19 protein-coding genes and 2 pseudogenes are annotated in these 23,038 nt (G+C 45.4%); 9 read left to right on the top strand and 12 right to left on the bottom strand.

Translation table 11 applies throughout. The features are described 5' to 3' along the window. Window position 1: 1 nt before the first annotated feature. The 5 genes from ACI4J0_RS12055 to ACI4J0_RS12035 are packed head-to-tail and all read right to left on the bottom strand — an operon-like array spanning window position 2 to window position 2,720. Entirely contained in the window at window positions 2-757 is a 756-nt protein-coding gene (locus ACI4J0_RS12055; RefSeq protein WP_439766060.1) for a GNAT family N-acetyltransferase, read from the bottom strand. Between the two features lie 15 nt (window positions 758-772). Beyond that, a complete protein-coding gene (locus ACI4J0_RS12050) occupies window positions 773-1,306 on the bottom strand; it encodes a GNAT family N-acetyltransferase (protein ID WP_439766059.1) in 534 nt (177 codons plus the stop codon). Next, window positions 1,303-1,773 carry an ASCH domain-containing protein gene (locus ACI4J0_RS12045; RefSeq protein WP_439766058.1) on the bottom strand — a complete coding sequence of 157 codons (471 nt, stop codon included), beginning with the start codon at window positions 1,771-1,773 and terminating at the stop codon, window positions 1,303-1,305. Before ACI4J0_RS12045 ends, ACI4J0_RS12050 begins: the two co-directional genes overlap by 4 nt. Before the next feature lie 3 nt (window positions 1,774-1,776). After that, window positions 1,777-2,139: a nuclear transport factor 2 family protein gene (locus ACI4J0_RS12040; RefSeq protein WP_439766057.1), complete on the bottom strand. Its 363-nt coding sequence runs from the start codon at window positions 2,137-2,139 to the stop codon at window positions 1,777-1,779. Next, window positions 2,136-2,720, bottom strand: coding sequence for a TetR/AcrR family transcriptional regulator (locus tag ACI4J0_RS12035; RefSeq protein ID WP_439766056.1), 585 nt, complete (start codon window positions 2,718-2,720; stop codon window positions 2,136-2,138). Before ACI4J0_RS12035 ends, ACI4J0_RS12040 begins: the two co-directional genes overlap by 4 nt. A gap of 179 nt (window positions 2,721-2,899) precedes the next feature. On the opposite strand from ACI4J0_RS12035, the gene ACI4J0_RS12030 reads away from it, so the two are divergent. The 3 genes and pseudogenes from ACI4J0_RS12030 to ACI4J0_RS12020 form a co-directional block, all read left to right on the top strand. Then, the gene (locus ACI4J0_RS12030) at window positions 2,900-4,132 is read left to right on the top strand and encodes an AI-2E family transporter (protein WP_439766055.1); all 1,233 of its coding nucleotides are present in this window, start codon (window positions 2,900-2,902) and stop codon (window positions 4,130-4,132) included. Window positions 4,133-4,409: 277 nt separating this feature from the next. Then, window positions 4,410-5,966 (top strand): recombinase family protein, encoded by a 1,557-nt coding sequence (locus tag ACI4J0_RS12025; RefSeq protein ID WP_439766054.1) that lies wholly within the window; start codon window positions 4,410-4,412, stop codon window positions 5,964-5,966. A 36-nt stretch (window positions 5,967-6,002) separates the two neighbouring features. Further along, a pseudogene (locus ACI4J0_RS12020) lies at window positions 6,003-6,200 on the top strand (manganese catalase family protein); the annotation flags it as partial. An 80-nt stretch (window positions 6,201-6,280) separates the two neighbouring features. Here the strand turns inward: ACI4J0_RS12020 and htpG are convergent. Continuing rightward, window positions 6,281-8,185, bottom strand: coding sequence for a molecular chaperone HtpG (gene htpG / locus ACI4J0_RS12015; protein WP_439766053.1), 1,905 nt, complete (start codon window positions 8,183-8,185; stop codon window positions 6,281-6,283). 225 nt (window positions 8,186-8,410) lie between these two features. After that, entirely contained in the window at window positions 8,411-9,232 is an 822-nt protein-coding gene (locus ACI4J0_RS12010; RefSeq protein WP_439766052.1) for a helix-turn-helix domain-containing protein, read from the bottom strand. Between the two features lie 104 nt (window positions 9,233-9,336). On the opposite strand from ACI4J0_RS12010, the gene ACI4J0_RS12005 reads away from it, so the two are divergent. Both ACI4J0_RS12005 and ACI4J0_RS12000 read left to right on the top strand, forming a co-directional pair. Next, entirely contained in the window at window positions 9,337-11,073 is a 1,737-nt protein-coding gene (locus ACI4J0_RS12005; protein ID WP_439766051.1) for a glycoside hydrolase family 2 protein, read from the top strand. Between the two features lie 196 nt (window positions 11,074-11,269). Next, the gene (locus ACI4J0_RS12000; RefSeq protein ID WP_439766050.1) at window positions 11,270-12,622 is read left to right on the top strand and encodes a sodium-dependent transporter; all 1,353 of its coding nucleotides are present in this window, start codon (window positions 11,270-11,272) and stop codon (window positions 12,620-12,622) included. A gap of 52 nt (window positions 12,623-12,674) precedes the next feature. On the opposite strand, the gene ACI4J0_RS11995 is transcribed toward ACI4J0_RS12000, so the two are convergent. Continuing rightward, window positions 12,675-13,631, bottom strand: coding sequence for a glycoside hydrolase family 5 protein (locus tag ACI4J0_RS11995; RefSeq protein WP_439766049.1), 957 nt, complete (start codon window positions 13,629-13,631; stop codon window positions 12,675-12,677). A gap of 70 nt (window positions 13,632-13,701) precedes the next feature. Beyond that, window positions 13,702-15,120, bottom strand: coding sequence for an ABC transporter substrate-binding protein (locus tag ACI4J0_RS11990; protein ID WP_439766048.1), 1,419 nt, complete (start codon window positions 15,118-15,120; stop codon window positions 13,702-13,704). 151 nt (window positions 15,121-15,271) lie between these two features. Here ACI4J0_RS11990 and ACI4J0_RS11985 point away from each other — a divergent pair, with 151 nt between their 5' ends. From ACI4J0_RS11985 to ACI4J0_RS11975, 3 genes are all read left to right on the top strand, one after another. Then, on the top strand, window positions 15,272-16,036 hold the full coding sequence (locus tag ACI4J0_RS11985) for a helix-turn-helix domain-containing protein (protein ID WP_439766047.1): 765 nt from the start codon (window positions 15,272-15,274) through the stop codon (window positions 16,034-16,036). An 87-nt stretch (window positions 16,037-16,123) separates the two neighbouring features. After that, window positions 16,124-16,906, top strand: a complete 783-nt coding sequence (gene bglS, locus ACI4J0_RS11980; RefSeq protein WP_439766046.1) for a beta-glucanase — start codon at window positions 16,124-16,126, stop codon at window positions 16,904-16,906. Window positions 16,907-16,933: 27 nt separating this feature from the next. Beyond that, window positions 16,934-17,686 carry an alpha/beta hydrolase family protein gene (locus ACI4J0_RS11975; protein ID WP_439766045.1) on the top strand — a complete coding sequence of 251 codons (753 nt, stop codon included), beginning with the start codon at window positions 16,934-16,936 and terminating at the stop codon, window positions 17,684-17,686. A 62-nt stretch (window positions 17,687-17,748) separates the two neighbouring features. On the opposite strand, the gene ACI4J0_RS11970 is transcribed toward ACI4J0_RS11975, so the two are convergent. Further along, a complete protein-coding gene (locus ACI4J0_RS11970; protein ID WP_439766044.1) occupies window positions 17,749-19,680 on the bottom strand; it encodes a methyl-accepting chemotaxis protein in 1,932 nt (643 codons plus the stop codon). 170 nt (window positions 19,681-19,850) lie between these two features. Further along, window positions 19,851-21,184 (bottom strand): annotated as a pseudogene (locus ACI4J0_RS11965) (MATE family efflux transporter). A 223-nt stretch (window positions 21,185-21,407) separates the two neighbouring features. On the opposite strand from ACI4J0_RS11965, the gene ACI4J0_RS11960 reads away from it, so the two are divergent. Then, window positions 21,408-22,256, top strand: coding sequence for a hypothetical protein (locus tag ACI4J0_RS11960; RefSeq protein WP_439766043.1), 849 nt, complete (start codon window positions 21,408-21,410; stop codon window positions 22,254-22,256). Between the two features lie 12 nt (window positions 22,257-22,268). Here ACI4J0_RS11960 and ACI4J0_RS11955 read toward each other — a convergent pair whose 3' ends face one another. Then, complete coding sequence (locus ACI4J0_RS11955) at window positions 22,269-22,715, bottom strand: low molecular weight protein-tyrosine-phosphatase (RefSeq protein WP_439766042.1); 447 nt, start codon at window positions 22,713-22,715, stop codon at window positions 22,269-22,271. Window positions 22,716-23,038 lie beyond the last annotated feature (323 nt).

The following is a 23,038-nucleotide window of genomic DNA, read 5'->3' as shown; positions in this document are numbered from 1 at the left end:
TTTATCCCTTTACTTTCTCTGCAATGGACAGAAATTTTTTCTCCGACAGTATCTCATGAGTAATATATTTCCCGTTATAAAACAGTGCGGAGACCGTCCAAGCCGACGGAGCATCCTGCGCTTTGCCGCAGCTGTCAATGAGTATGCTTTTAAAGGGTATGCCATTCTCTGCGGCGGCAGCTTCTATGATGGGCACGTATTTGGCGTTAAAGGGACACTGACAGGTGTAATAAAGAGCAAAGCCCTCTGCGAGGACATGAGGGGCTTTGACGCTTTCACCGAATTTCGGCGGTTCTGCATTTTCCTCAAAGGGGAGGTACATCAGCGTAAAATAAGGCTCGGCAGTGTCACATACGTTAAAGCCCTTTTTTGTAAGGAATTTCGGGTCTGACAGGAATGACAGCTTCTTTTCCGAGGATATTACGCACAGCCCCTTCCTGCCTTTTTCACGGCTGTCTTTTATGCACATATCCAGCAGCTCGCTGCCGTATCCCTTGCCCGAAAGCTGACCCGATACCCAGAAGCAGTCGATGAACATATATCCCGGTGCTTTGACAGGCGCCCAGGCGTTTTCGGCAGGGATATATTCGATAAAGCATTTTCCCCGTGCGTCAGCTTTTAAGAACACAAGTCCCTCGTCAAACCGTTCACAAAGCCATGCCTTCTTTGAAGCGACCTGCACATCCTTGTTATTTGAAATGGCACAGCAGATGTGTTCCTTTGAAAGATCGTCTTTTGTAAGTTTAATGTAATCCATATGCGTCATTCTCCATTATAATCTGTATTCCAGCTGACAGTCGCAGGGTTCATTTTCAACGTGTGGAGGACTGTATTCCTCGGTTTCTGTGCAGCCCATAGCCTTGTAGAAGCTCTGACTCTCCACCGAGGAATGAGCGGATATGTAAAGCTTTTCCGCTCCCTGCTCCCTTGCCCATTCACATATGAGCCTGAAAAGCATTTTGCCGATCCCGCTGCCACGCAGCTCTTCGGTCACGTGAATGCTTGAAAGCTCAAGATACTGCCCCCTGCTTCCGAAAAATGTATTCTCCGCCGAGGCAAAACCCGCAAGCTTTGAGCTTTGAAATGCTCCGATGACCACGCCGCCTGTTCGGACGGTGTTTTTCAGACATTTTACAAGATATTCAAACTCCTTTTCGCCCCAGTCCTCCACAAAGGGGTTGTCGATGATGACCCATTCGCCGTTTATTTTTCTGTGGCATTTTGTAACCACCTGATGACGGTGGAAATCGGAAAATAGATCCGTATTTATCCTCTCGTCCGTAAGCTTTATGAAATCTGTATTCACTTATTACCGTCCTTTCTGTAAACCACACAAAATTCCTGAAATATCACGGGCATATCCTCGGAAAATTCGTATCCAAGCTCTTTGCCCTCCTCGGTGAAAAATGCCCTGTGACCCTCCTGCCAGGACTTTAGATCATCGTCCTCGCCCTCACGGCTGCATATGTCGAATGTGATATCCTTAAAGGGGATCATGGTCACAGCTGTGGTCTCTATGACACATTCGGGCTCGCCGTTCCAGTCTGTGACAATGCTCAGCTCGCCCTTTTCGGGAACTTTATCCCCCTCAAGCTCATATCCCCACAAACTGCTTGAAGTTGCCTTCTTCCTGCCCTCAAGCACAAGGCGCAGAAGCTCGTTTGCCCAGTATTCCGTCAGCTCGAAGTGAAAGCACTCGGAATATCTGAGCTTAGGGTCTCTGCCTGTTTCCCTGAGAAACTCCTGCCAAAATTTTTCTGCTTTTTCATTCATATGTCAGCTCTCCCATATCCTTGAGTCCATATTAAAAACCAGCTGCCATTTTCCGTCAGCTTTTTTCCAGACCGAAGCTACATGAAATACTCCTGCCAGATCGGCGTTTTCGGGTTTGTCGGCGCAGGTCCTTACTATGTAATGAACCGACGCAAGCCCGTCATTTTCTGCTGTGACCTCAAAGTCTGTTATTTCAAATCCCGATATCCCGAAGTCCTTTATCAGCTCCGAATATTCCGCTCCCGAACAGCGGTACCCTCCGCATACCATTACCGCTCCCGGAGAGACAAGCTCCGAAAAGCCCTCGCTGTTTCCTGCTTTCGCCGCATTCCACATTCCGGTCTCAAGCTCATAAAACATATTCATATTTGGCTCCCTTCCTTTCCTGCTGCTGCTTTTATTCCTTCCATAAGCACGTCCAGAGATACCTCAAAGCTTTCGTCAATGTCCGCAGGGTGTCCGAAGGCACCATTGTTCACAAGCAGAGCAAAGCCTTCCAGAAAGCCTCTCAGCGTTCGTATCAGATGCTCTGTTTTATCACGCGATATACCCATATTTTCCATTATCCCGTACAGGCGGGAAAACAGCCCCGAGGTCGCTTCCATTGAGCCGTCATCGGCGTATTTGTTGTACCAGAGCATTGCGCTGAAAATGCCCTTGTTTTCCGAGGCATATCTGTAAAATGCACGGCACATCGCTCTTACCGCTTCATAACCGCTGCGGTTTTCGGCGGCTCGGAGTATGCTTTCCTCAGCCTGCTTCCAGCCGTAGAGCATTATTTCCCTTCTTAGCTCCTCAAGTCCCGAAATATGATTATACAGGGAGGGGGAACGTATTTCCAGACTGTCGGCAAGCTCCTTGAGCGTTACATTATCAAGCCCTTTTTCGTTTGCCAGCAAGGCTGCACGTTCAATGACCGCTTTTTTATCAAGACCCTTTTTTGACAATTATTTCATCTCCCGAAATGCTGATATCATATATATTATAACTAATCGAATTAGTTTTGTCAATAGGGAGTATAAAAATGTTGAAATAATTTTTGTAAAATATACCGAAAAACTGTTTACAACCGAATTTGTTTGTAGTATAATAATACTATAAGTCCGAAAATGAAAGGAATCCGATTATGAAGATCGACTGGAACAGCAAATACACCACCATTTCAGCTTATACTGTAATAACCTTTGCGATATGCCTTGCGTTAGTGCTTGTGGTGGTATGCTTCTCGTCAATTATGGGCGCGTTCGGAGCGGCTGTGAATACATTATCCTCATTTGTATGGGGATTTGTGATAGCTTTTCTGTTAAATCCCGTTATGCTTGTCACAGAGAAGCTTTTCAAGAAACTGCTGGAGAAAAAAAAGCCCCACCCCAAGCTTTGCAGATTTTTAAGCACGATAATCGCCATAATTTTCGGTATTGCTGTAATTGCGGCATTGATAGCCATTATCGTTCCCCAGGTGCTTGAAAGCGTTATGACGATTTTCAGCAACGCTCAGAATTATATCAATAACATTTATGGCTGGGTAAACACTACCTTAGCCGAATATCCCGACATTGTCACATATCTTAACAGTCAGCTCGACAGCATTGAAGATACAGTTTTAAATGCTGTCAACAGTCTCATACCTAAGGTCGGGGACTGGGCGTTAAAGCTGAAGGACGGCGCTGTGGGATTTGCTGTGGGAATAAAGGATTTTGTTATCGGATTTATTGTAGCGGTCTATCTTCTCCTTGACAAGGAAAAATTCATCGCTCAGGGCAAAAAGCTTACTGTCGCCCTGTTCCCCGAAAAGGCTGCTTATGAGATAAGGCGTATATGCGCAAAGATAAACAAGTCTCTCAACGGCTTCATTACAGGCAAGATACTTGATTCCTTCATCATCGGTATGATATGCTTTATTCTGATGACCATATTCAAGATGGAATTTCCGGTCCTTATCAGTACCATTATCGGAATTACCAATATTATCCCGTTTTTCGGACCCTTTATCGGTGCCATTCCATCAGCTCTCCTGCTGCTTATCTCCGCGCCGTCTCAGACATTGCCCTTTATCGTGCTGATATTTGCGCTGCAGCAGTTTGACGGAAATATCCTCGGTCCTCATATCCTGGGCGACTCTACGGGACTTCCCGCGTTCTGGGTAATGTTTGCTATCTTCCTTGGCGGAGGACTGTTCGGCTTTGCGGGAATGATACTGGGTGTGCCCATATTTGCGGTCATTTATGCGCTTATCCAGGAGATAATTGAGTCGCTCCTCAAGAAAAAGGGTCTCCCTTCCGAAACTGACGCATATCTTCCCGAAACGGCGCCCATTGAGAAACACAGCAAACCTCAGAAAAGTAAAAACAAAGCCTGAACATGATCCTTTTAAAACTGACCGTATCTCTGCGGTCAGTTTTTATTTTATGACAAATGAATAAAGCCTTCGGATAACACATATTTATTTTACAGGAGGCGATATTCTGAATAAGGTAATAAACCGTTTCAGGACTGACGATACAAAGGAAATGTTCAACAAGTTATGGGCAAAATACGTAAGCCTTATGGAAAAGCTTTCGTAAATATGTTAAACAGCGGCTGTCGGTGTAATATCACGTAACAGCCGTTTTCATTTTATACGGGAGGGCACAGAGGTGGACAAAGCGGCTATTTATTGCAGACTTTCGGAAGAGGACAGAAATAAAGTCTGCGAAAGGGACGACAGCGAAAGCATAAAAAATCAGAAGGCAATGCTTACCCAATATGCCAATGAGCATTTATGGGAGATATATGACATATACAGCGATGACGACTACACAGGAAGTGACAGGAGCCGTCCTGCCTTCAATCGGCTGCTGAGTGATGCGGAAGCAGGGAAATTCAACATTGTGCTCTGCAAGACCCAGAGCAGGTTTACAAGAGAGCTTGAACTGGTTGAAAAATATATCCACGATCTTTTCCCGATATGGGGGATAAGGTTTGTGAGCGTGGTGGACAATGCCGATACGTCTGTGCGCGGAAATAAGAAATCCAGGCAGATAAACGGACTGATAAACGAGTGGTATCTTGAGGATATGAGCGAAAACATAAAGGCGGTGCTTACGAACCGAAGAAAAAACGGACTGTTTATCGGTGCCTTCGCCCCATACGGCTATAAAAAGGACCCCGACAGAAAGGGTCATCTGATAATTGACCCCGAGGCTGCCGGGGTTGTCAGAGAGATTTTTGATATGTACATAAGCGGCGCAGGGCGGACAGCGATAGCCCGTTATCTCAATGAAAGGGGAGTGCTGTCACCGGGAAGATACAAGGTGTCAAACGGCGAAAAATACAGGAACACTTCAAAAACAGACAAAGCCAAATGGCGTGACCGGACTGTGGCGGCAATACTGAAAAACGAGGTCTATATCGGAAATCTGGTACAAAACAAGTCTCACAGTATTTCATATAAATCCAAAATAAAAAAGCCTGTTCCGCAATGTGAATGGATAAGAGCCGAGGGGACTCACGAGCCTATTATCGGCAGGGAAATATTCAAGGCGGCGGGGGAAATTTCCGAGAGCAGGGCAAGATCTAAGCATTCAGACAGGAAAGCGGTCAATGTTTTTTCAGGAAAGATATTCTGCGGAAAATGCGGCTGTGCGCTCAGAACATCGGTTTGCAATCACAAGCGATATCTGAGGTGCGGCGGAAAGGTATGCGACAGAAGCAGCTGTGAGGGGACTTATGTCCTTTATGACCGTATTTATAACGAGGTATTGTCGCAAATCAGAAAGCTTACCTGCGAGCTTGCGGACATAGAGTTAATAAAAGAGCATACCGTATTTACGGACACTGCGGAAATAAGCTTTAAGAATGTTCGGAAAAACATTGAAACGGTCAGACAGCAGATAAAAGATACACGGAATTGTATCAAAAGGCTTTATATTGACAAAGCGAAAAATGAGATAACACCTGAGATATATTCCGAGCTTATGGACGGGTTTACGGCGGATGAGGCACAGCAAAAGGATATTCTTGAGGAGCTTGAGAAGAAGCTTGTTCAATATGATGACTTGAAAGGACGGGATAATTCCGAATTGATAGAAAAAAATCTGGAATGTGACAGTCTGGACTTTGAAATGGTACGTCTGTTTATTGACAGAATAGTGGTTTACAAGGATACTGGAAAGTCAAGGAGCTTTACACTTGAGATATTCTGGAATTTTTGATCGGACTATTGACTGTCAAGTTGTAATTATCGGGCGGCAGCAGAGCAGAAAGCACGCACAACTTATGACAATATCCTGCGCTTTGCCGATGACCCCGATGTAAGGGATCCCATCAAGTTCCTCAGACAGAGAGAGATCGTGCATTTCCAGAGGTTTGGCGAAGCTCTCCGCATAACCCAGGATAATCTGAACTCAAGAAATTTCTATGCCTTTAATCCCGAGTTTGATAAATAACAAAGGATAAGGCAGACATAAAAAAACGTGTCCGGCACACAATTTATGTACCGAACACGTTTTTTTATTGATGGAAATGATTACTGAGCCATCAGGCTGCATACCTTGTTTGAAAATTCAACGGGATCGTCTATCTGCATACCCTCGATAAGGAGAGCCTGATCGTAGAGAATGGAAGCGTAGTCCTTGAATTTGTCCTTGTCTGTCTCGAAAAGCTTCTGCATTGCGGCAAATATCTTGTGATTGGGATTTATCTCAAGCACCTTTTCGGAGGTGACCTTCTGGTTCTGGGGATTCTGATTGAGTATCTTTTCCATTTCAAGGGATATCTGACCGAAGCTTGAAATGCATACGGGGTGGGATTTCAGCTTGTCGGAAATACGACATTCCTTGATCTTGCCGCCCAGAGCCTCGGTAATGAGCGCAAGCATATCCTTGTTATCCTCGGACAGCTTCTTTGTCTCCTCCTTCTGCTCCTCGGTGTCAATGCCCAGGTCGCCCTCGGAAACGTTTCTGAACTCCTTCTCACCGTGTCTCATAAGCACCTTGATGGCAAATTCGTCCACATTATCGGTGAGGTAAAGTATCTCATAGCCCTTGTCACGAAGCAGCTCGGTCTGAGGAAGAGCCTCGATCTTGCTTACGCTGTCGCCTGCGGCATAGTAGATGTACTTCTGATCTTCCTTCATTCGTGAAACATACTCGTCAAGTGTTACAAGCTTCTTTTCTGCGGAAGAGGTAAAGAGCAGCAGGTCTTCAACAGCGTCCTTGTCTCTGCCGTAGTTGTCGTAAACGCCGAATTTAAGCTGAACGCCGAAGGATTTCCAGAATTTCTCGTAATTCTCACGGTCATTGTTCAGCATTTTTTTCAGTTCGCTCTTGATGGACTTTTCAATGGATTTTGCAATGAGCTTGAGCTGGTGATCGTGCTGGAGCATTTCTCTTGATATGTTGAGAGAGAGGTCGGCGGAATCCACAAGTCCCTTTACAAATGAGAAATAATCAGGGAGCAGGTCTGCACACTTATCCATAATAAGAACGCCGCTGGAATAAAGCTGGAGACCCTTTTCGTAATCCTTAGAATAGAAATTGTAGGGTGCCTGAGAGGGGATAAAGAGGAGTGAGTCATATGTGGTCGCACCCTCGACCTTGGAGTGAATGTACTTGAGAGGGTCGGTGTAATCGTAGAATTTCTCCTTGTAGAAATTGTTGTAATCCTCGGGTTTAAGCTCGTTCTTGTTCTTTCTCCAGAGAGGTACCATACTGTTGAGAGTCTCGTTCTCAATGTATTTCTCGTATGCCTCGTCGGAATAATCGTCCTCCTTGGCGTCGTCCTTTCTGCGGGATTTCTCTACGTCCATCTTGATGGGGAAGCGGATATAGTCGGAATATTTCTTTACAAGCTCCTTGATACGGAAGTCGCTGAGATATTCGCTGTACTTCTCGTTTTCGGTATCGTCCTTGAGGGTAAGGCGTATCTCGGTACCAACGGTCTCTTTGTCGTCTTCCTCAATTGTGTAGCCGTCAACGCCGCAGGAAGTCCATACATATGCCTTATCGGAGCCGTATGCCTTTGAACGGACTCTTACTTCCTTTGCGACCATAAATGCGGAATAGAAGCCTACGCCGAACTGACCGATGATATCAACGTCCTCGCTCTTTTCGTTCTCGTTCTTGAACTTGAAGGAGCCGCTGTTTGCGATGATACCGAGGTTATTTTCCAGCTCGTCGGCGGTCATACCTATACCGTTATCGGTAATGGTAAGTGTGCCTGCGTCCTTGTCTGCGATGATATTTATCGCAAAGTCGGATTTGCTCATTCCCACCTTGTCATCGGTGAGGGACTTGAAATAAAGCTTGTCGATAGCGTCGCTGGCATTGGAGATAAGCTCTCGGAGGAATATCTCCTTATGAGTGTAGATCGAATTGATCATCATATCCAGGAGCCTTTTGGACTCGGCTTTGAACTGTTTGGTTTCTGCCATTGTAATGCACTTCCTTAAAAATTATATATAGTGATTAGCACTTTACGGTTGTAAGTGTTAGCACTCGTTCTTGTTGAGTGCTAAAATAATTATAGCTCACCTGTATATAAAAATCAAGAGGGACTTGCATATTTTTACAATTTGTTAATATATTTTCTGCTTTTATATCCAAAACAAAAAAATGCCAGGAGAACTTTGCAATAATCAGTATATTTGAACTGAGAGCTATTTTATTTGCCTTCTGAACTGCTTCGGAGAGCTTCCCGTCTGAGCCGAAAATGCCTTGTAGAAATTGGAGTAGGTGGAAAATCCGCAGCTTTCGCATACCTCCTGTGGGGAAATGCCCTTTTCAAGGAGCTCCTTTGCCAGATTTACCTTTTTCATCAAAATGTACTGATGAACGGTTGTTTTGGTGTGCTCCTTGAATTTGTGGGAAAGGTAATATTTGGAAACGAAAAACCTGACGGAAAGCTCTTCCAGCGAGGGTGCGTTCACAACGTTTCTGTTGATATAGGAAATTACCTGACGGATAAGGTCTTCCTGTTCCTCTGCCGCCCTGGGAGCGGTTTTCAGCTTGCGGAGAATGGCTTCTGATATAAGAGTAATGCAGCTCCCGGCGGTAAATACGGCAAGAGGGTCGGAGGAAACATAGCTTTCAAGCAGCTTGTCAAAAAGCCCTGTCAGCGCCCTAAGCTCATCGCCTTCAAAGGAGGTCAGTCGGGTGTTCTTTTCCTCGGTCATTTGTATTATTTCATTGGTAAAGCAGGCTATACCCCTATTTGTCGAGGCATAACGGCTGCTTATCCACAGCACATAGCGTTCATATACCTGATCTCCGTCAATTACGGGGCGGTGGAGCTTTCCCGGGGGAATTATCAGCACATCTCCTTTCGATAAAGCATAGCTCTCGTTTTCAATGTAGTATTTTACATTGCCGTCCACAAAGAAGTAGATCTCGTAAAAATCGTGGCTGTGAAAGTATATTGGGTCGGTGTATTTTTCCTTGTTGTGGGAAATTCGGTAATTCTCATTCATATACTTTATCATACAGCAATTTTTGAAATATTTCAAGGGGATATCGGCAAATTCTGATATTTTATTTTGAAAAGATATGTGGTAAAATAAGGATAACGAAAGGAGCGGATCGTCCTATGGAATACTACGAAAAGGAATATTTTGAAAAGCTTGTCACCGCAGACTCGATGATATATGACAGATTTAGGAAAAAAGAGTCCTTAAACGGTCATTGGCATTATGCTGTTGACCAGTATGACACATTTATCAGACAGAAATGGTTCGAGGAAAACTATTATGACGGCGGGGGAAATACTCTGCCTGTGGACTTTTCCTTTGATGAGTGGGAGCTTATGACTCTCCCGTGCTGCTGGAATACTGCGGATAAGATGTATATGCTCTACGAGGGCAGCATGATATTTACAAGGAAATTCCTGTACGCAAAGCAGAACGATGATGAGCGTATGATACTGAAGATCGGTGCGGCAAATTATCTGTGCAGAGTGTTTATCAATAAAAAATATGTGGGTATGCATCGGGGCGGCTCAACACCCTGCTATTTTGACATCACCGATTTCCTGGAGCATGACAACCGCATAATTATTCAGGCAGACAGCGCAAGACGGAATGAGCAGGTGCCGCCCTCAAATACCGACTGGTTCAACTATGGCGGGATCTACCGTGATATCGAGCTTATCCGTGTGCCGAAGGTACATATCAAGGAGCTTAAGATAGCCCTTGAACCGGGAAGCGGCTTTAAGAAAATACGTGCCTGCGTTACTATGTCCGAAGCGGTAAACGAAAAAGCGGTACTCACCATAGACGAGCTTCACATTTCCGAGGAAATAGCTGTGGAAAACGGAAAGGGTGAGCTTGTATTTGAAGCATCTCCCGAGCTGTGGTCGCCCGAAGATCCGAAGCTGTATGATGTTTCGCTCTCATGCCTTACCGATACAGTGCGGGACAGAGTGGGCTTCCGCGAGATTCGCAGGTCGGGTATGGATATTCTTCTTAACGGCAAGCCTGTATTCCTCAGAGGAATAAGCTGCCACGAGGACAGCGTGTCAAACGGCAAGGCGCTTACCGATGAGGAGCGCATAGAAAATATCCGTGCGGCAAAGGAACTGGGCTGTAATTTTATGCGTGTGGCGCATTATCCGCACAGTGAGAGAATGGCTCAGCTTGCAGACGAGCTGGGGCTGCTTCTCTGGGAAGAGATACCCGTTTACTGGGAGGTGCATTTCTGGTCGGAGGATACCTACAGTGATGCTCAAAATCAGCTGAGGGAGCTTATTACACGGGACTACAACCGTGCAAGCGTGATAATATGGTCGGTGGGCAATGAAAATTCCGATACGGACGACAGACTTAAATTTATGGGCGGGCTTGCGGAATGTGCCCGCAAAAACGATCCCACAAGGCTTGTTTCCGCCGCCTGTCTTGTAAATTTTGAGAAAAATGCCATCGAGGACAGGCTTGAGCAGTATCTTGACATTATCGGCGTGAACGAATACTGCGGCTGGTACACAGCAGACCTGCGGATGCTCCCCGAGCTTTTCCAAAACAGCGACCCGAAAAAGCCTGTTATCATTACCGAGTTCGGCGCAGACGCATATCCCGGACTGAGAGGCACCGTTACCGACAAGGGCACTGAGGACTGTCAGGCATATGTATATGAAAAGCAGATAGAAAACATCAGAAAAATCACATACATCAAGGGTATGACCCCCTGGATACTTCATGATTTCCGCTGCCCAAGAAGAACTTCCGTTAATCAGCGGTACTACAACACAAAGGGTCTGCTTTCGGCTGATAAAACTCATAAAAAAGCGGCGTTTTATGTTCTTCGGGATTTTTATAATTCCATAAAATAAGATGATAGATATTTCGGTAATATTTTTTTCAAAGCGGTAAGCAGGGGCTTGCCGCTTTAGTGTTCTATTTAATATCATTTCTGCAAATTTGAAAAAATTTCCTATATGCAAATATGATAAAATTCCCTATAACGGTTGAAATCTGTTTGATTATATGGTATAATAAGCAATATGTGATCAAACGGGAGGTTCTTTAATGGAAAAAAAGAATAGCTTTACAAGCAGGATAGGGTTTATCCTTGCTGCCGCAGGCTCAGCTGTGGGACTTGGAAATTTATGGAGATTTCCATATCTTGCGGCAAAATACGGCGGAGGAATGTTCCTGCTCATCTATCTGCTGATAGCAGTCACATTCGGCTTTGCACTTATGATAACCGAGGTTGCCATAGGCAGAAAAACGGGAAAAAGCGCCCTGGGTGCATTTGCCGCGCTGAATGAAAAATGGGGATTTGCAGGTGTGCTTGCAAGTCTTGTTCCCTGTATTATTTTCCCGTATTACAGCGTTATCGGCGGCTGGGTGGTCAAATATCTTATTGCATTCTGCTCGGGTCAGGGCAAGGCTGCGGCAGGGGATACATATTTTACAGGATTTATTTCTCAGACAGCCGAACCTGTTATTTGGCTCAGTGTATTTCTGATACTTACTGCCGTTGTAGTTATGCTCGGCGTACAAAAGGGCGTTGAAAAAGCAAGCCGAATACTTATGCCCGTGCTTGTGGTGCTGTCTGTTATAATTGCTGTCTACAGCGTAACGAGAGACGGAGCAATGGACGGCGTTATCTACTATCTGAAACCTGATTTCAGCAAATTTTCGATAAGTCTGGTTTTTGCGGCTCTGGGACAGCTTTTCTATTCCATGTCTCTGGCAATGGGAATTATGATAACCTATGGTTCCTATATGAATAAGGACAGCGATCTGGAAAGCTCTGTCCGTCAGATCGAAATTTTTGATACTGGTATCGCATTCATTTCGGGACTTATTATTATTCCCGCAGTTTTCGCCTTTTCGGGCGGAGATGAGTCGGTGCTCAGCTCAGGTCCCAGCCTTATGTTTATTACTTTACCGAAGGTTTTCGACAGTATGCCCTTCGGCTCGGTAATGGGAGCGGTATTCTTTATCCTGGTACTGTTTGCGGCTCTGACCTCTGCCATTTCCCTTATGGAGACCATAGTATCCTTCATCGAAGAAAAGACATCGCTTAAAAGACCTGTTATCTGCCTTATCGTTGCAATTGCTTCGTTTATAATGGCAGTGCCCTCATCTCTCGGATTTGGACTCCTCGAAAGCGTTCAGATACTCGGTCTTTCAATACTCGATTTCTTCGACTTTATCAGCAACAACGTTCTTATGCCTGTCGTTGCCTTCCTTACCTGCATTTTTGTAAGCTATGTTGTCAAGGTCGATACGGTGACTTCTGAGGTGGAACTCAGTTCGTCGTTTAAAAGCAAGAAGCTTTATACTGTAGTTATCAAGTATATTGCGCCTGTTTTTATTCTGATAATCTTTGTAAGCTCCGTTCTTAGAGGTCTTGGAATAATTGATTTCTGATAAAAAATGTGCCTCTCCCTGTTGCTGCGGGGAGAGGCACATTAAGTTTATATCATAAATAACGGATAAGCTCTCTTCTTACTTTTTCCATTCTGTCATCGGCAATTCCGAAGTTCATTTCCTTGTAGCTCCAGACCGCACGGGAGATATCAAGCCTGTCGAAAGCGGTGTTTATCGCCTTGAACCATTTCAGAACATCCTCGGGCTCGGCATTTTCGATAACTCCGTATTCGCCGCAGTACAGCACAGTACCGTTTTTCTTTGCTGCTTCATAAGCACGGCTGAATCTGTCCATGAAAAATTCGGGAGTTACGGGGGGATCGCACTTATCAAAGCTCATTCTGAATTTTGTGTCCATTCCCTCGTACCAGTATGCGCCCTGGTGCGTAAAGTTCATAGGGTCATAGCAATGAAAATTATATACCACCTTATCATCATAGGGCGCTTCAAGGTCGGGCACGGCGTCGGGACTGTTCTGCCAGTAACCGCCTACGAGGATGAAGGTGTCGGGAGCAAGCCTGCGGATACGCTCGATACAGCATTTGATAAGCTTGTTCCAGGTCTCACTGTAGCTCTGCTCTGTTACTTCGTTCAGAAGCTCAAATGCAATTGTGCCGTCATTTACTGCATAACGCTCCGCAATGCGTTCCCAGAGCTTTAAAAAGCGCTCCTGCAGAGCAGGACTTTCAAAAAAGCCCGATTCGCCCTCGCCTTTATCGAAGGAGTAGCCGGCGGTCTTATGCAGGTCCAGGATAATATTAAGTCCGGCATTTTTGCACCAGCTTACGGCATTGTCGATATATGCAAAGCCTTCCTCCTTGAAGTTTCCGTTTTCGTCCTCAAGAAGATTGTAGTCTATCGGCAGGCGGACATGATCTGCCATCCAGGTGGAAATTTTCTTGATATCCTCTTCGGTGATAAAGCTGTCATAATGCTCTTTGGTATGGCAGCACTGCGAGAGCCAGCCGCCTAAGTTAACTCCTTTTTTGTAGCCTGTAAAATTAACCATAAATTATTCCTTTCAGCTTTTCAAATCTCCCCCTGCATTAGCAAGGGGAGATGATGTTTTGGGATATTCCTCAGAAATTTTCTTCGATCTGCTTGTTAAGCGCGTCGATCTCGTTCTGAACTGCGCCGCTGATCTCATCGCGGGTAGTTGCCCAGTCCTTGCCATTGTAGGAAGCGTCCTTGATGGGGTTGTGGACCATATCGTAAATGTCGGAGGAGGTGCCTGCATAGAAGTCGATAACGGGGTTTTCGTTTGTAAGCTCCTTAGTCTTGTGCCACATATCGATCATCTCGTCACTCCAACCGTAATCCTCTCTGTACTGCTTTTCTGCGATCTCCTGAGTTCTTTCGTCGCCCACAGCCATAAGCTTGCACTTCATAAATGCTGCAGCTCCCTCGGGATTGGGTGCGCTCTTGCAAAGAGCGTAAGCGTCAACGCCTGAAGGCAGATAGTAATTGTCAGCCTCGGGATCCTTGGGCATGGGAACGAACATTATCTCGCCCTCAGCGCCGAATTTGGAAAGGTCTGCCTCATAAAGCGCCCAGATACCGCAGGGATAGAAGAGGGTGTTGCCCTCGGCAATTCGCTGGGGCTGTTCTACCCAGGAATACTCAGCCTTGGGAAGGGGAAGGTTTATCTTGTTCATCTCAAGCATAAAGTTTTCCGCACGCTCCATTTCAGCACTTAAAAGATTGCTTGTGATAACGCCGTCCTTCATATCGATAACGGGCTTTCCTGTGGTGAGGAGGAAGTTTATCTCAAACCACCAGCCGTCAAAGCCGTATTTCTTGTTCTCGGGGTCGGAGAACTCAACGCACATATCCTTGAAGGTGTCCCAGGTCCAGTTTCCTTCTTCGAGCAGCTCTGCGGGATCGGAAAGACCGTTTTCTTCAATGGTGCGCTTGTTGTAAATGCATACGCAGCCTGCGTCTGTGGAAACTACTGCAACATAGTGCTTGCCGCCCAGAGTGTGCGCATCGGAAAGCTTCTTTGCGCCTACGCTCCAGAGGTCGCTGTCAAAATCAAGATAATCGTCAAAGGGCTCAAACATTCCTGCGATAGCCTTGCCGGGGAATGTATCAAGGTCTGCGGCAGGGAAGAGGTCGGGAGAGGTTCCGCCAAGTACCTGTGTTGAAAGGTCGCTGTAACGGGTCTCGTATGTAGTGGGGATATACTCTATCGTACCGCCGTATTTTGTCTCAAAAAGCTCAAGCTCAACGGACTTGGGCTTGCCGTTTGCAGGATTTAAGTCCCAGAAGGAAAGCCACTTGACTGTACCGTTTTCCAGCTTTTCATCTTCGCCGATATCAATTTCGGCAACAGCAGCCTTATCCTCCTCGTCCAGCTCCTTTGCGGGAGTGGTCTCTGTGGTCTGGGAGGTCTCCGCAGCTGTTGAGGCAGTTCCCTCATCGCTGCCGCCGCAGGCTGTGACTGTTCCCATAAGTGCAAGTGCGGATACGAATGCCAAAGTCTTTTTCATATTCTTCATAAAAACATCTCCTCTGTTTTTTTTGCCGTGATCTATTGTACTTATAATTTATCATATTTCTGCTTGAGAAAATATCATTTTTTTGCTTTTATTATCAAAATTTTGTTGCAATTTTTCGGCGGGTGTGATATAATAAAATAAATGAGGTGGTATGATGTCTCAGTCTGAAAAAGAGCTTACATATAGGGCGTTTCTGAACAGGGAATACGAGTTCAGGCATTCGCCCTTCGAGAAGGAATTTGAATTTTATGACTGCGTAAAAAACGGCGATACCGACAGTGTGGAGCGGCTCATGACCCCACTGGGCAGCAGCGGAGCGGGAGTCCTTTCTCACGACCCTCTGAGAAACCTTAAATATCATTTTATTGTCACCATAGCGCTGATAACCCGTTTCTGCGTTGAGGGCGGTATGGAGATGGAAACTGCCTATACGCTGAGTGATCTGTACATTCTGAAGGCTGACAAATGCAGCTGTGAAAAGGATATCCATGCTCTGCACAGTGAAGCCGTTCTTGAATTTACCCGTCAAATGAATAAGCTTGCCCACGGGAATGTATATTCAAAGCCTGTGATAATGACAATGGATTATATATACGATAATCTTCATTCGAAGATATCCGAGGCGGATATCGCAGATTATATTTCCCTCAGTCCCTCATATATTTCCCGACTCTTCAAAAAAGAAGTCGGGGTGACCATATGCACATATATTGCCATAAAGCGTGTTGAGACGGCTCAGAATATGCTGAAATATTCCGATTATTCTCCCGTTGACATAGGAAATTATCTTGCGTTTACATCTCACAGCCATTTTATAAGCGTTTTCAGAAAATATACGGGAATGACGCCTAATGAGTTCAGAAAGAAATACTATCGGGACAACTGGGGCGGTATCAGACGCAATAGTGCAAAATAATGACACAAAGTGCAGATATCTGATATATTGTGAAGATGCATAATGTATAATAGAATTATAATTAACTGCAGAAAGGACAAATAAAATATGAAAAAGAAAAATATTCTTATTTATACTGCCGCACTGCTTTCCTGCGGAGCGCTTTTATGCTCATGCGGGGCTGCAAACGAAGCTCCAGCCGCTTCGGAGGTCACAGCGGCAACGGAAGCTGCAGCAGAGGATATATCCGCTGTCAGCTTTAAAAACGGTGCCTCGGGGCTTTTTGAATGTGCCGACGGCTGGTGCAACGGCAGTATGTTCAATGTTACCTGGCGTAAGGAGAACTGTACCTTTGAAAACGGCAGAATGCAGCTCATCATCGACAGGGACAAGAAGGACGGAAGCGTTCCCTATTCGGGCGGCGAGTACCGTTCAAAGGATTTTTACGGCTACGGAAGATATGAGGTAAGAATGAAGGCTATCAAAAATGACGGTGTTGTATCCTCATTCTTTACCTATACGGGTCCTTCCGACAATAATCCATGGGACGAGATAGACATTGAGATACTCGGCAAGGATACCACAAAGGTGCAGTTCAACTATTTCACCGACAGCAAGGGCAATCACGAATATCTTTACGATCTGGGTTTTGACGCTTCCGAGGATTTCCATGATTATGCCTTTGAGTGGCACAAGGATAAAATTGTGTGGTTTGTTGACGGAAAGGAAGCCTATACAGCAGATAAAAATATCCCTGTTACACCGGGTAAGATCATGATGAATGCCTGGTGCGGTACGGGAGTTGACAGCTGGCTCAACGCCTTTGACGACAGCAGAATGCCGCTTACAGCTGAGTATGAGTCGATCTCCTTTACCCCATTTGATGAATAAAAGCTTCGGCTGAAAGGATGCGCTGATATGAACTTTACAGTAACGGAAACGCCCTGCAAAAGCGGGGAAAACAAGATATTCGGTGTGCTCTGTCTTCCAAAGGAGCATAACGGAAAGCTGCCTGTTGTGATATTGAGCCACGGCTATAATTCCTCTTATTCCCATGTTCTGGATATTGCCCAAAGTCTGGCGGAAAATGGATTTGCGGCATATTGCTTTGATTTCTGCGGAGGCTCTGCTATTTCCAAAAGCGGGGGAGTCTCAACGGATATGAGCATTGAGACGGAAATATCAGATTTAAAGAGCGTTATCGCAATGATATCCGAATGCAGCTTTGCGGACAGGGAAAGGATATATCTTTACGGCGAGAGCCAGGGCGGATTTGTTTCCGCTCTGACAGCAGCTCAGATGACGGACAGGATAGCGGGCATGGCGCTTTTATACCCTGCCTTCTGCATACCCGACAACTGGATATCGGAAGATCCCGAAAAAATGACCGGACCTGTTGAATTTATGGGAATGAAGCTGTCAAGGAAATTCAGGGAGGGATTGCCCGAATATGATGTTTTTGAAGCGGTAAGCGCATTTAAAGCACCCGTTCTGCTGCTTCACGGGGACAGTGACAGGCTGGTTGATATATCATATTCCGAGAAGCTTTGCTCTGTGCTTGAAAACTGCCGCCTTGAAGTGTTTGAAAACGAGGGGCACGGATTTTCTCCCAAGGCGAGAAAACGTATGCGTGAAATGACCGTGAATTATTTTTCAAAGCTTGCTTTCTGATACTGCAAAAAAAACGCCGTTCTCCGATTGTACAGAGAACGGCGGTCGCTTTTTTATTAAATTTATGCTCTGAGTCTGGAAATTTGTTTTTTTAGCTCCTTGGACATACTGCTGAGAGTTTCGCAGGAGGCAGCCGATTCTTCGGCGGTGGCAGAGTTCATCTGAACAACGCCCGATATCTGATCTATTCCCGAGGTGACCTGATGAACTGCCTCGGACTGAGATGCGGATGCCTGAGATATCCGTGTGATTAGCTCATTTGTCTGTTCCGCAAAGGTCTTTACTGCCTGCATAGAGTCCGCAGTAGCTTCCGCTATGCGGGAACCGTTTTCCACAGCGGTAACGGTTGCTGTAATGAGGTCTCGTGTGCTCTGTGCTGCCTCGGAGCTTTTTGCCGCAAGATTTCTTACTTCGTCGGCAACAACTGCAAAGCCCTTTCCTGCGTCTCCTGCACGGGCGGCTTCAACGGCGGCGTTAAGGGCGAGGATATTCGTCTGGAACGCAATGTCCTCGATCGTGTTAATTATCTTGCCGATCTCCTGGGACTGGTACTGGATATCGTTCATAGCCGAGATCATATTCTTTATCTCCTCGTCCTGAACGGAAATCTTTTCTGCGGTGCGAAGGGACAGCTCGTTGGCTGTGCTTGCGTTATCCGCTGTATTGGTTATCTGAGAGGAAATATCGCTTATCGAGGAGGACAGCTGCTCAATAGCAGCCGCCTGGGTGGTGGTGCCGTTTGCAAGAGTCTGGGAACCGCTTTCCATCTGCTCCGCGCCGCTCAGTACCTCGTCTGCGGATAGAATGATATTGCGGATTATCCCGTGGAGATTTTGATTTATCTGCTTAAAGGACTCGTTTATCTTTACAAAATCACCCATATATTCAACAGAGGGGGAGTGGGTAAAATCGCCGTTTGCCATGGAAGAAAGCACTTCTGAAATATCGGTGATATATGTGCTCAGAGCATTTTTGGTATTCTCGAGCCTTCGGGCGAAAAGCCCCATCTCATCGTTGCTGAAATCAAAGCTGCTGTCGGGCGCGCTCAGGTCGCCGCGGCTCATATTTTCGGCAATATTATTTACCTCAATAATGGGCTTTTCTATCATTTTTCTGATTATCATAAAAAGTATCACCGAGGATATGACCATAACGACAATGCCGATGATTATAACGATTATCAGCATATTTCTGAAAAGTGCGTTTGCGCTTGCTGCGGAAAGACCTGCAAAATATGCACCCACAAGCTTGCCGTCCATATCAAACATCGGCTGATAGATAACATAATGCTCCTGACCCACAAGTACAGCCTTGCCGCGGTATTCTTCGGAGCTGTCTATAACTATTTTCTTAATAGAGTCGGACATATCCGTTCCGACGATCCTGTTGCCGTTTTCATCTATAAGGGTGGTGGCATATCGTGTGGGACCTGCAAAAAGTGTGACTTCCGTTTCGGACTGTGCCTTTATATTGTCGAGATACGTAGGCTCTGAAAGATCCATTCCGACAACTACTGCGCCTACAATGGTGCTGTTGTTGTACTTTACGGGAGCAATGTATTCAATTGCCAGAGCAATTCCGCAGTCTGCGGCAATACCGCTTTTAGCATTTCCTGCAAGTGCTTCCGAAACGTCAAAGGAGGTCACATTGCAGCCCTCGGACTGCCATAGAACATTGCCCTCTGTATCGGTGAGGATAACAAAGTCGTGATCTGTTTCCCTGACCTCGTTCCATGCGTTTTCAAAGTTTCGTGTATTGCCGGAAAGGGCGGCTGCAGAGGCACCCTGATTTATTGAGTCTGCCGCTCTGACAAGACGTGCTTCCTCCTCAGTTATTGAATTTTCAAGGATATGTATTCCTATAACTGCGTGTTCGGTCATAAGCTCGTCTGTCTGCTTGCCTGCCATAATAAGCGCTGTGGCAATTACCACAACGGTAAGGATAAGCAGCATACATATTACAGTAGTAATTATCTTCCTGCTGATTTTTGACATTATTTTAGTCTCCTTTATGCTGTTATTACTATAGTCGATAGTGATATTTTACTATAATTTTACACAAATGTCAATAGATTGTTGGAAATTTAGTCGATTTTTTTGCAAAAAATTGATACAAATTCCAATAATAATCTGGACAGAATATCATAAAACGGCATATTTCGATCTTATTTTTCCCCACTGCATTTTCTTTCCGCCTTTTTAACGCAGTAAAAGCACATCGGCACGATATAAATGCAGGCGGCAAGCCACGCTGACTGATCTGCAAAGCAGATTGCAGTAAAGCCGTATGTATCCACGAAAAATACGCTCACCGCTATCCTTGCGATCATTTCCATAATACCCGAGATGACCGCTCTGCCCGAATATCCGAGCCCCTGAGTGGTCATCCGGCATACATTCAGAAAGCCTATTGCCCAGTAAAAGCAGCCCAGACAGCGGAGATATTTTGCCGCAGCGTCAAGCACAGCTGTCTCGCCGGGGTCGATAAATATGCCTGAAAGCGTTCTGCCGAAGAAAATAAGCACAAGCCCTGCCGCAATTCCGTAGCCCACGCCCACAGCAATTCCCCGTGCAAGCCCTGCTTTTACTCTGTCCGTTTTTCCCGCGCCCAGATTTTGTCCCGCAAAAACCGAGACTGCTGTTGCAATGGCGTCAAACGGACACATAATGAACTGCTTTATCCTCATTCCTGCAGTAAATCCCGACACATAAACGCTTCCGAGACCATTGTTTGCCGACTGCATGACCATGCTTCCTATGGCGGTGATGGAATACTGCAGACCCATGGGGATACCCATAGATATCATAGTTGTAAGCGCCTTTGAGTTTAATTTTTTGTCCGACTTTTCAAGGCACAGCTCGGGCTTGTTCTTTCTTATGAAAACAAAACAGCATATTCCGCTGAGCGCCTGTGCCGTGACCGTAGCTGCCGCAGCACCTGCACAGCCCAATTTAAAGCAGACTATAAAAACAAGGTCGAGAAGGATATTCAGCAGGGTTGATACGGCGAGAAAGAAAAACGGTGTCCTGCTGTCGCCCACAGCTCTCAGCACAGCCGAAAGAAAATTGTAAAGAAGTGAAAACGGTATACCCAGAAATATTATCAGCAGATAGCTGTATGCGTTTGTGAAAATGTCCTCGGGGGTAGACAGGAGCTGTAATATCCCGCTGCAAAAAGCTGCGCATACGCTTGTGATGATGACAGCTGCAGCTCCCGTCAGCAGATATCCGTGAAAGATAAATTTTTTAGCTTTTTTTTATCTCCTGCACCGAAAGCCTGGGCAAGGGGAATACCGAAGCCGCAGCAGATACCCATACAAAAGCCCAGCACAAGAAACTGAACGCTGCTTGAAGCTCCCACAGCAGCCAGCGAGTCCGAGCCGAGTATTCGTCCCACAATGGCTGCGTCGATAACATTGTAGGTCTGCTGGAGAATATTGCCGATCAAAAGCGGCAGGGCAAATCTGAAAATAAGAGCAAGGGGCTTTCCCTCTGTCATATTTCCCGTCATTTAAAATAACCTCTTTCCGTGTATTGTATTACTTTTCGATTATACTACATAAATATGGATTATCTAAGGGAAAGTATTTGAATTTTTCATTTCATATCTGTCTTGACATTTTATTGCTGCCGTTTTATAATTTACTTATGTAATGCTGCAGGAGAGCTGTAAAATGAGACAAATTTCCGGCAGCTTTGAATAATGAAAGGAAAACTGTACCATGCTTCTGATGATAACCGTAGTTGCCCTCTATTCCATTACCTCGCTGAACGATAAATATGCCGTCAGCAAATGCAGATACACAGGCTCTCAGCTGACCTTTTTAATGGCTTCGGGAACTATATTTTTCTTGCTATTTACCTTACCTTTTTCGGATATGCATTTCACCCTCAGTCCCATGAGCTTTCTGTTTATCGGGCTTATCGCACTGAGCAAATATCTGGAATTTGGTATGAGTGCGAAGATACTTGCGGAGATGTCGGTATTCGAGCTTAAAGCATGGCTGGGTCTTACACTTTTTATGTCCTATTTTACTGACGTATTCCTCTACGGACAGGACATAAAGGGCTTAAAGATTCTCTGCATAATCGTAACCGCCGCAGGATTGTTCCTTATCGCACGGGAGGGACGCAGGCAGGTAGAATATAAAAGGATAGTCCTGCCACTTGTGCTGTATCTTGCCGCAAAATTCAGCTACGGCTTTATTATGAAAGCTGCCGAAAGCTATATATCCTCCACAATGACGCTTTTATGCGCCCTTGTTATACTTGCTCTTATTATGCTTCCTGCCGCAAAGCCACTGAATATTCCTAAGGAAAGCCCCGAGGGACTGAAAGGTATGCTCATTGTCCTTGCCTGCAAGCTGCCCAATGCTCTGGGACTTCTGTGTGAAAACCGCATTGCCGCCGAAAGCCTTACGAATTATTCGTTCATTCAGCCGATGATACTTATAGTTATGTTCGTTTCGGGATTTTTTTCGCAGAAGGAAAAGCCCTCAAAGCTTTCCCTTGCAGGAAGTCTCTGCGTTATTGCGGGAATATTCGGATTTCAGGCGGCGGGGCTTATATGAAGGCTTTCTCCATTAATCGGTCAGCTTTTTAAGTAATTTCTCACAGCCAAGCTTAACATCGGCGTATGTCTCGGCAAAATCTCCCGTATACCACGGGTCGGCAACGTCTTTTTCCATATCCGCAAATGTCATAAGCTTATATATTTTTTCACTGCTGCCCACTATTCTGCGCATATTACGGATATTTGCGGAGTCCATTCCGATAAGCAGGTCAAAATGTATTTCATCAGCCTTTGTAAGCTGTCTCGCACGATGGGGGATAACAGGGATATTGTGCCTGCGCAGCTCTCCCACGGTGCCGTAATGGGGCGGATTGCCTATCTCCTCGGTGCTTGTTGCCGCCGAATCTATTTCAAAGCTGCGGTCAAGTCCCGCCTTATTCACCATAAACTGAAACACGCTCTGAGCCATGGTGCTTCGGCAGATATTTCCGTGGCAGACGAATAAAATTTTTATCATTGTTATGACCATTCCTCTTTCCTGAGAGTTTTGTTGGTTATGGCAATTATAAATTGCCGTAAGCAAATCGCGGAGACAGCCAGATCTATAAGAAACAAAACTCGGTTTGAAAATCTTTGTTTATCAAACTTATCTCCTATCCTGAAATGCTGTGATTTGCCTGTTTTGGCGTAAACTTATACTAAACATTATATAATAATTTCGGGAGATTTTCAAGAGGAAGCGGTAAAATTACTGTTGCCGCTTTGAACAGGAAGTTTTTACATATGCAATTTACGGCTTTTGAACTGTTTTTTTACTATGTTGTTACAAAATTATAGTTT

This window comes from Huintestinicola sp. (assembly GCF_051882455.1).
In the GTDB taxonomy this organism is placed as follows: Bacteria; Bacillota; Clostridia; order Oscillospirales; family Ruminococcaceae; genus Huintestinicola.
This window is presented reverse-complemented; position numbering and strand designations above follow the sequence as displayed.

Coding starts and splice junctions, on each gene's coding strand:
- ACI4J0_RS12055 (WP_439766060.1), bottom strand. CDS start 757: ATGGATTACATTAAACTTACAAAAGACGATCTTTCAAAGGAACACATC.
- ACI4J0_RS12045 (WP_439766058.1), bottom strand. CDS start 1,773: ATGAATGAAAAAGCAGAAAAATTTTGGCAGGAGTTTCTCAGGGAAACA.
- ACI4J0_RS12040 (WP_439766057.1), bottom strand. CDS start 2,139: ATGAATATGTTTTATGAGCTTGAGACCGGAATGTGGAATGCGGCGAAA.
- ACI4J0_RS12030 (WP_439766055.1), top strand. CDS start 2,900: ATGAAGATCGACTGGAACAGCAAATACACCACCATTTCAGCTTATACT.
- htpG (WP_439766053.1), bottom strand. CDS start 8,185: ATGGCAGAAACCAAACAGTTCAAAGCCGAGTCCAAAAGGCTCCTGGAT.
- ACI4J0_RS12010 (WP_439766052.1), bottom strand. CDS start 9,232: ATGATAAAGTATATGAATGAGAATTACCGAATTTCCCACAACAAGGAA.
- ACI4J0_RS12005 (WP_439766051.1), top strand. CDS start 9,337: ATGGAATACTACGAAAAGGAATATTTTGAAAAGCTTGTCACCGCAGAC.
- ACI4J0_RS12000 (WP_439766050.1), top strand. CDS start 11,270: ATGGAAAAAAAGAATAGCTTTACAAGCAGGATAGGGTTTATCCTTGCT.
- ACI4J0_RS11995 (WP_439766049.1), bottom strand. CDS start 13,631: ATGGTTAATTTTACAGGCTACAAAAAAGGAGTTAACTTAGGCGGCTGG.
- ACI4J0_RS11990 (WP_439766048.1), bottom strand. CDS start 15,120: ATGAAGAATATGAAAAAGACTTTGGCATTCGTATCCGCACTTGCACTT.
- ACI4J0_RS11985 (WP_439766047.1), top strand. CDS start 15,272: ATGATGTCTCAGTCTGAAAAAGAGCTTACATATAGGGCGTTTCTGAAC.
- bglS (WP_439766046.1), top strand. CDS start 16,124: ATGAAAAAGAAAAATATTCTTATTTATACTGCCGCACTGCTTTCCTGC.
- ACI4J0_RS11975 (WP_439766045.1), top strand. CDS start 16,934: ATGAACTTTACAGTAACGGAAACGCCCTGCAAAAGCGGGGAAAACAAG.
- ACI4J0_RS11970 (WP_439766044.1), bottom strand. CDS start 19,680: ATGTCAAAAATCAGCAGGAAGATAATTACTACTGTAATATGTATGCTG.
- ACI4J0_RS11960 (WP_439766043.1), top strand. CDS start 21,408: ATGCTTCTGATGATAACCGTAGTTGCCCTCTATTCCATTACCTCGCTG.
- ACI4J0_RS11955 (WP_439766042.1), bottom strand. CDS start 22,715: ATGATAAAAATTTTATTCGTCTGCCACGGAAATATCTGCCGAAGCACC.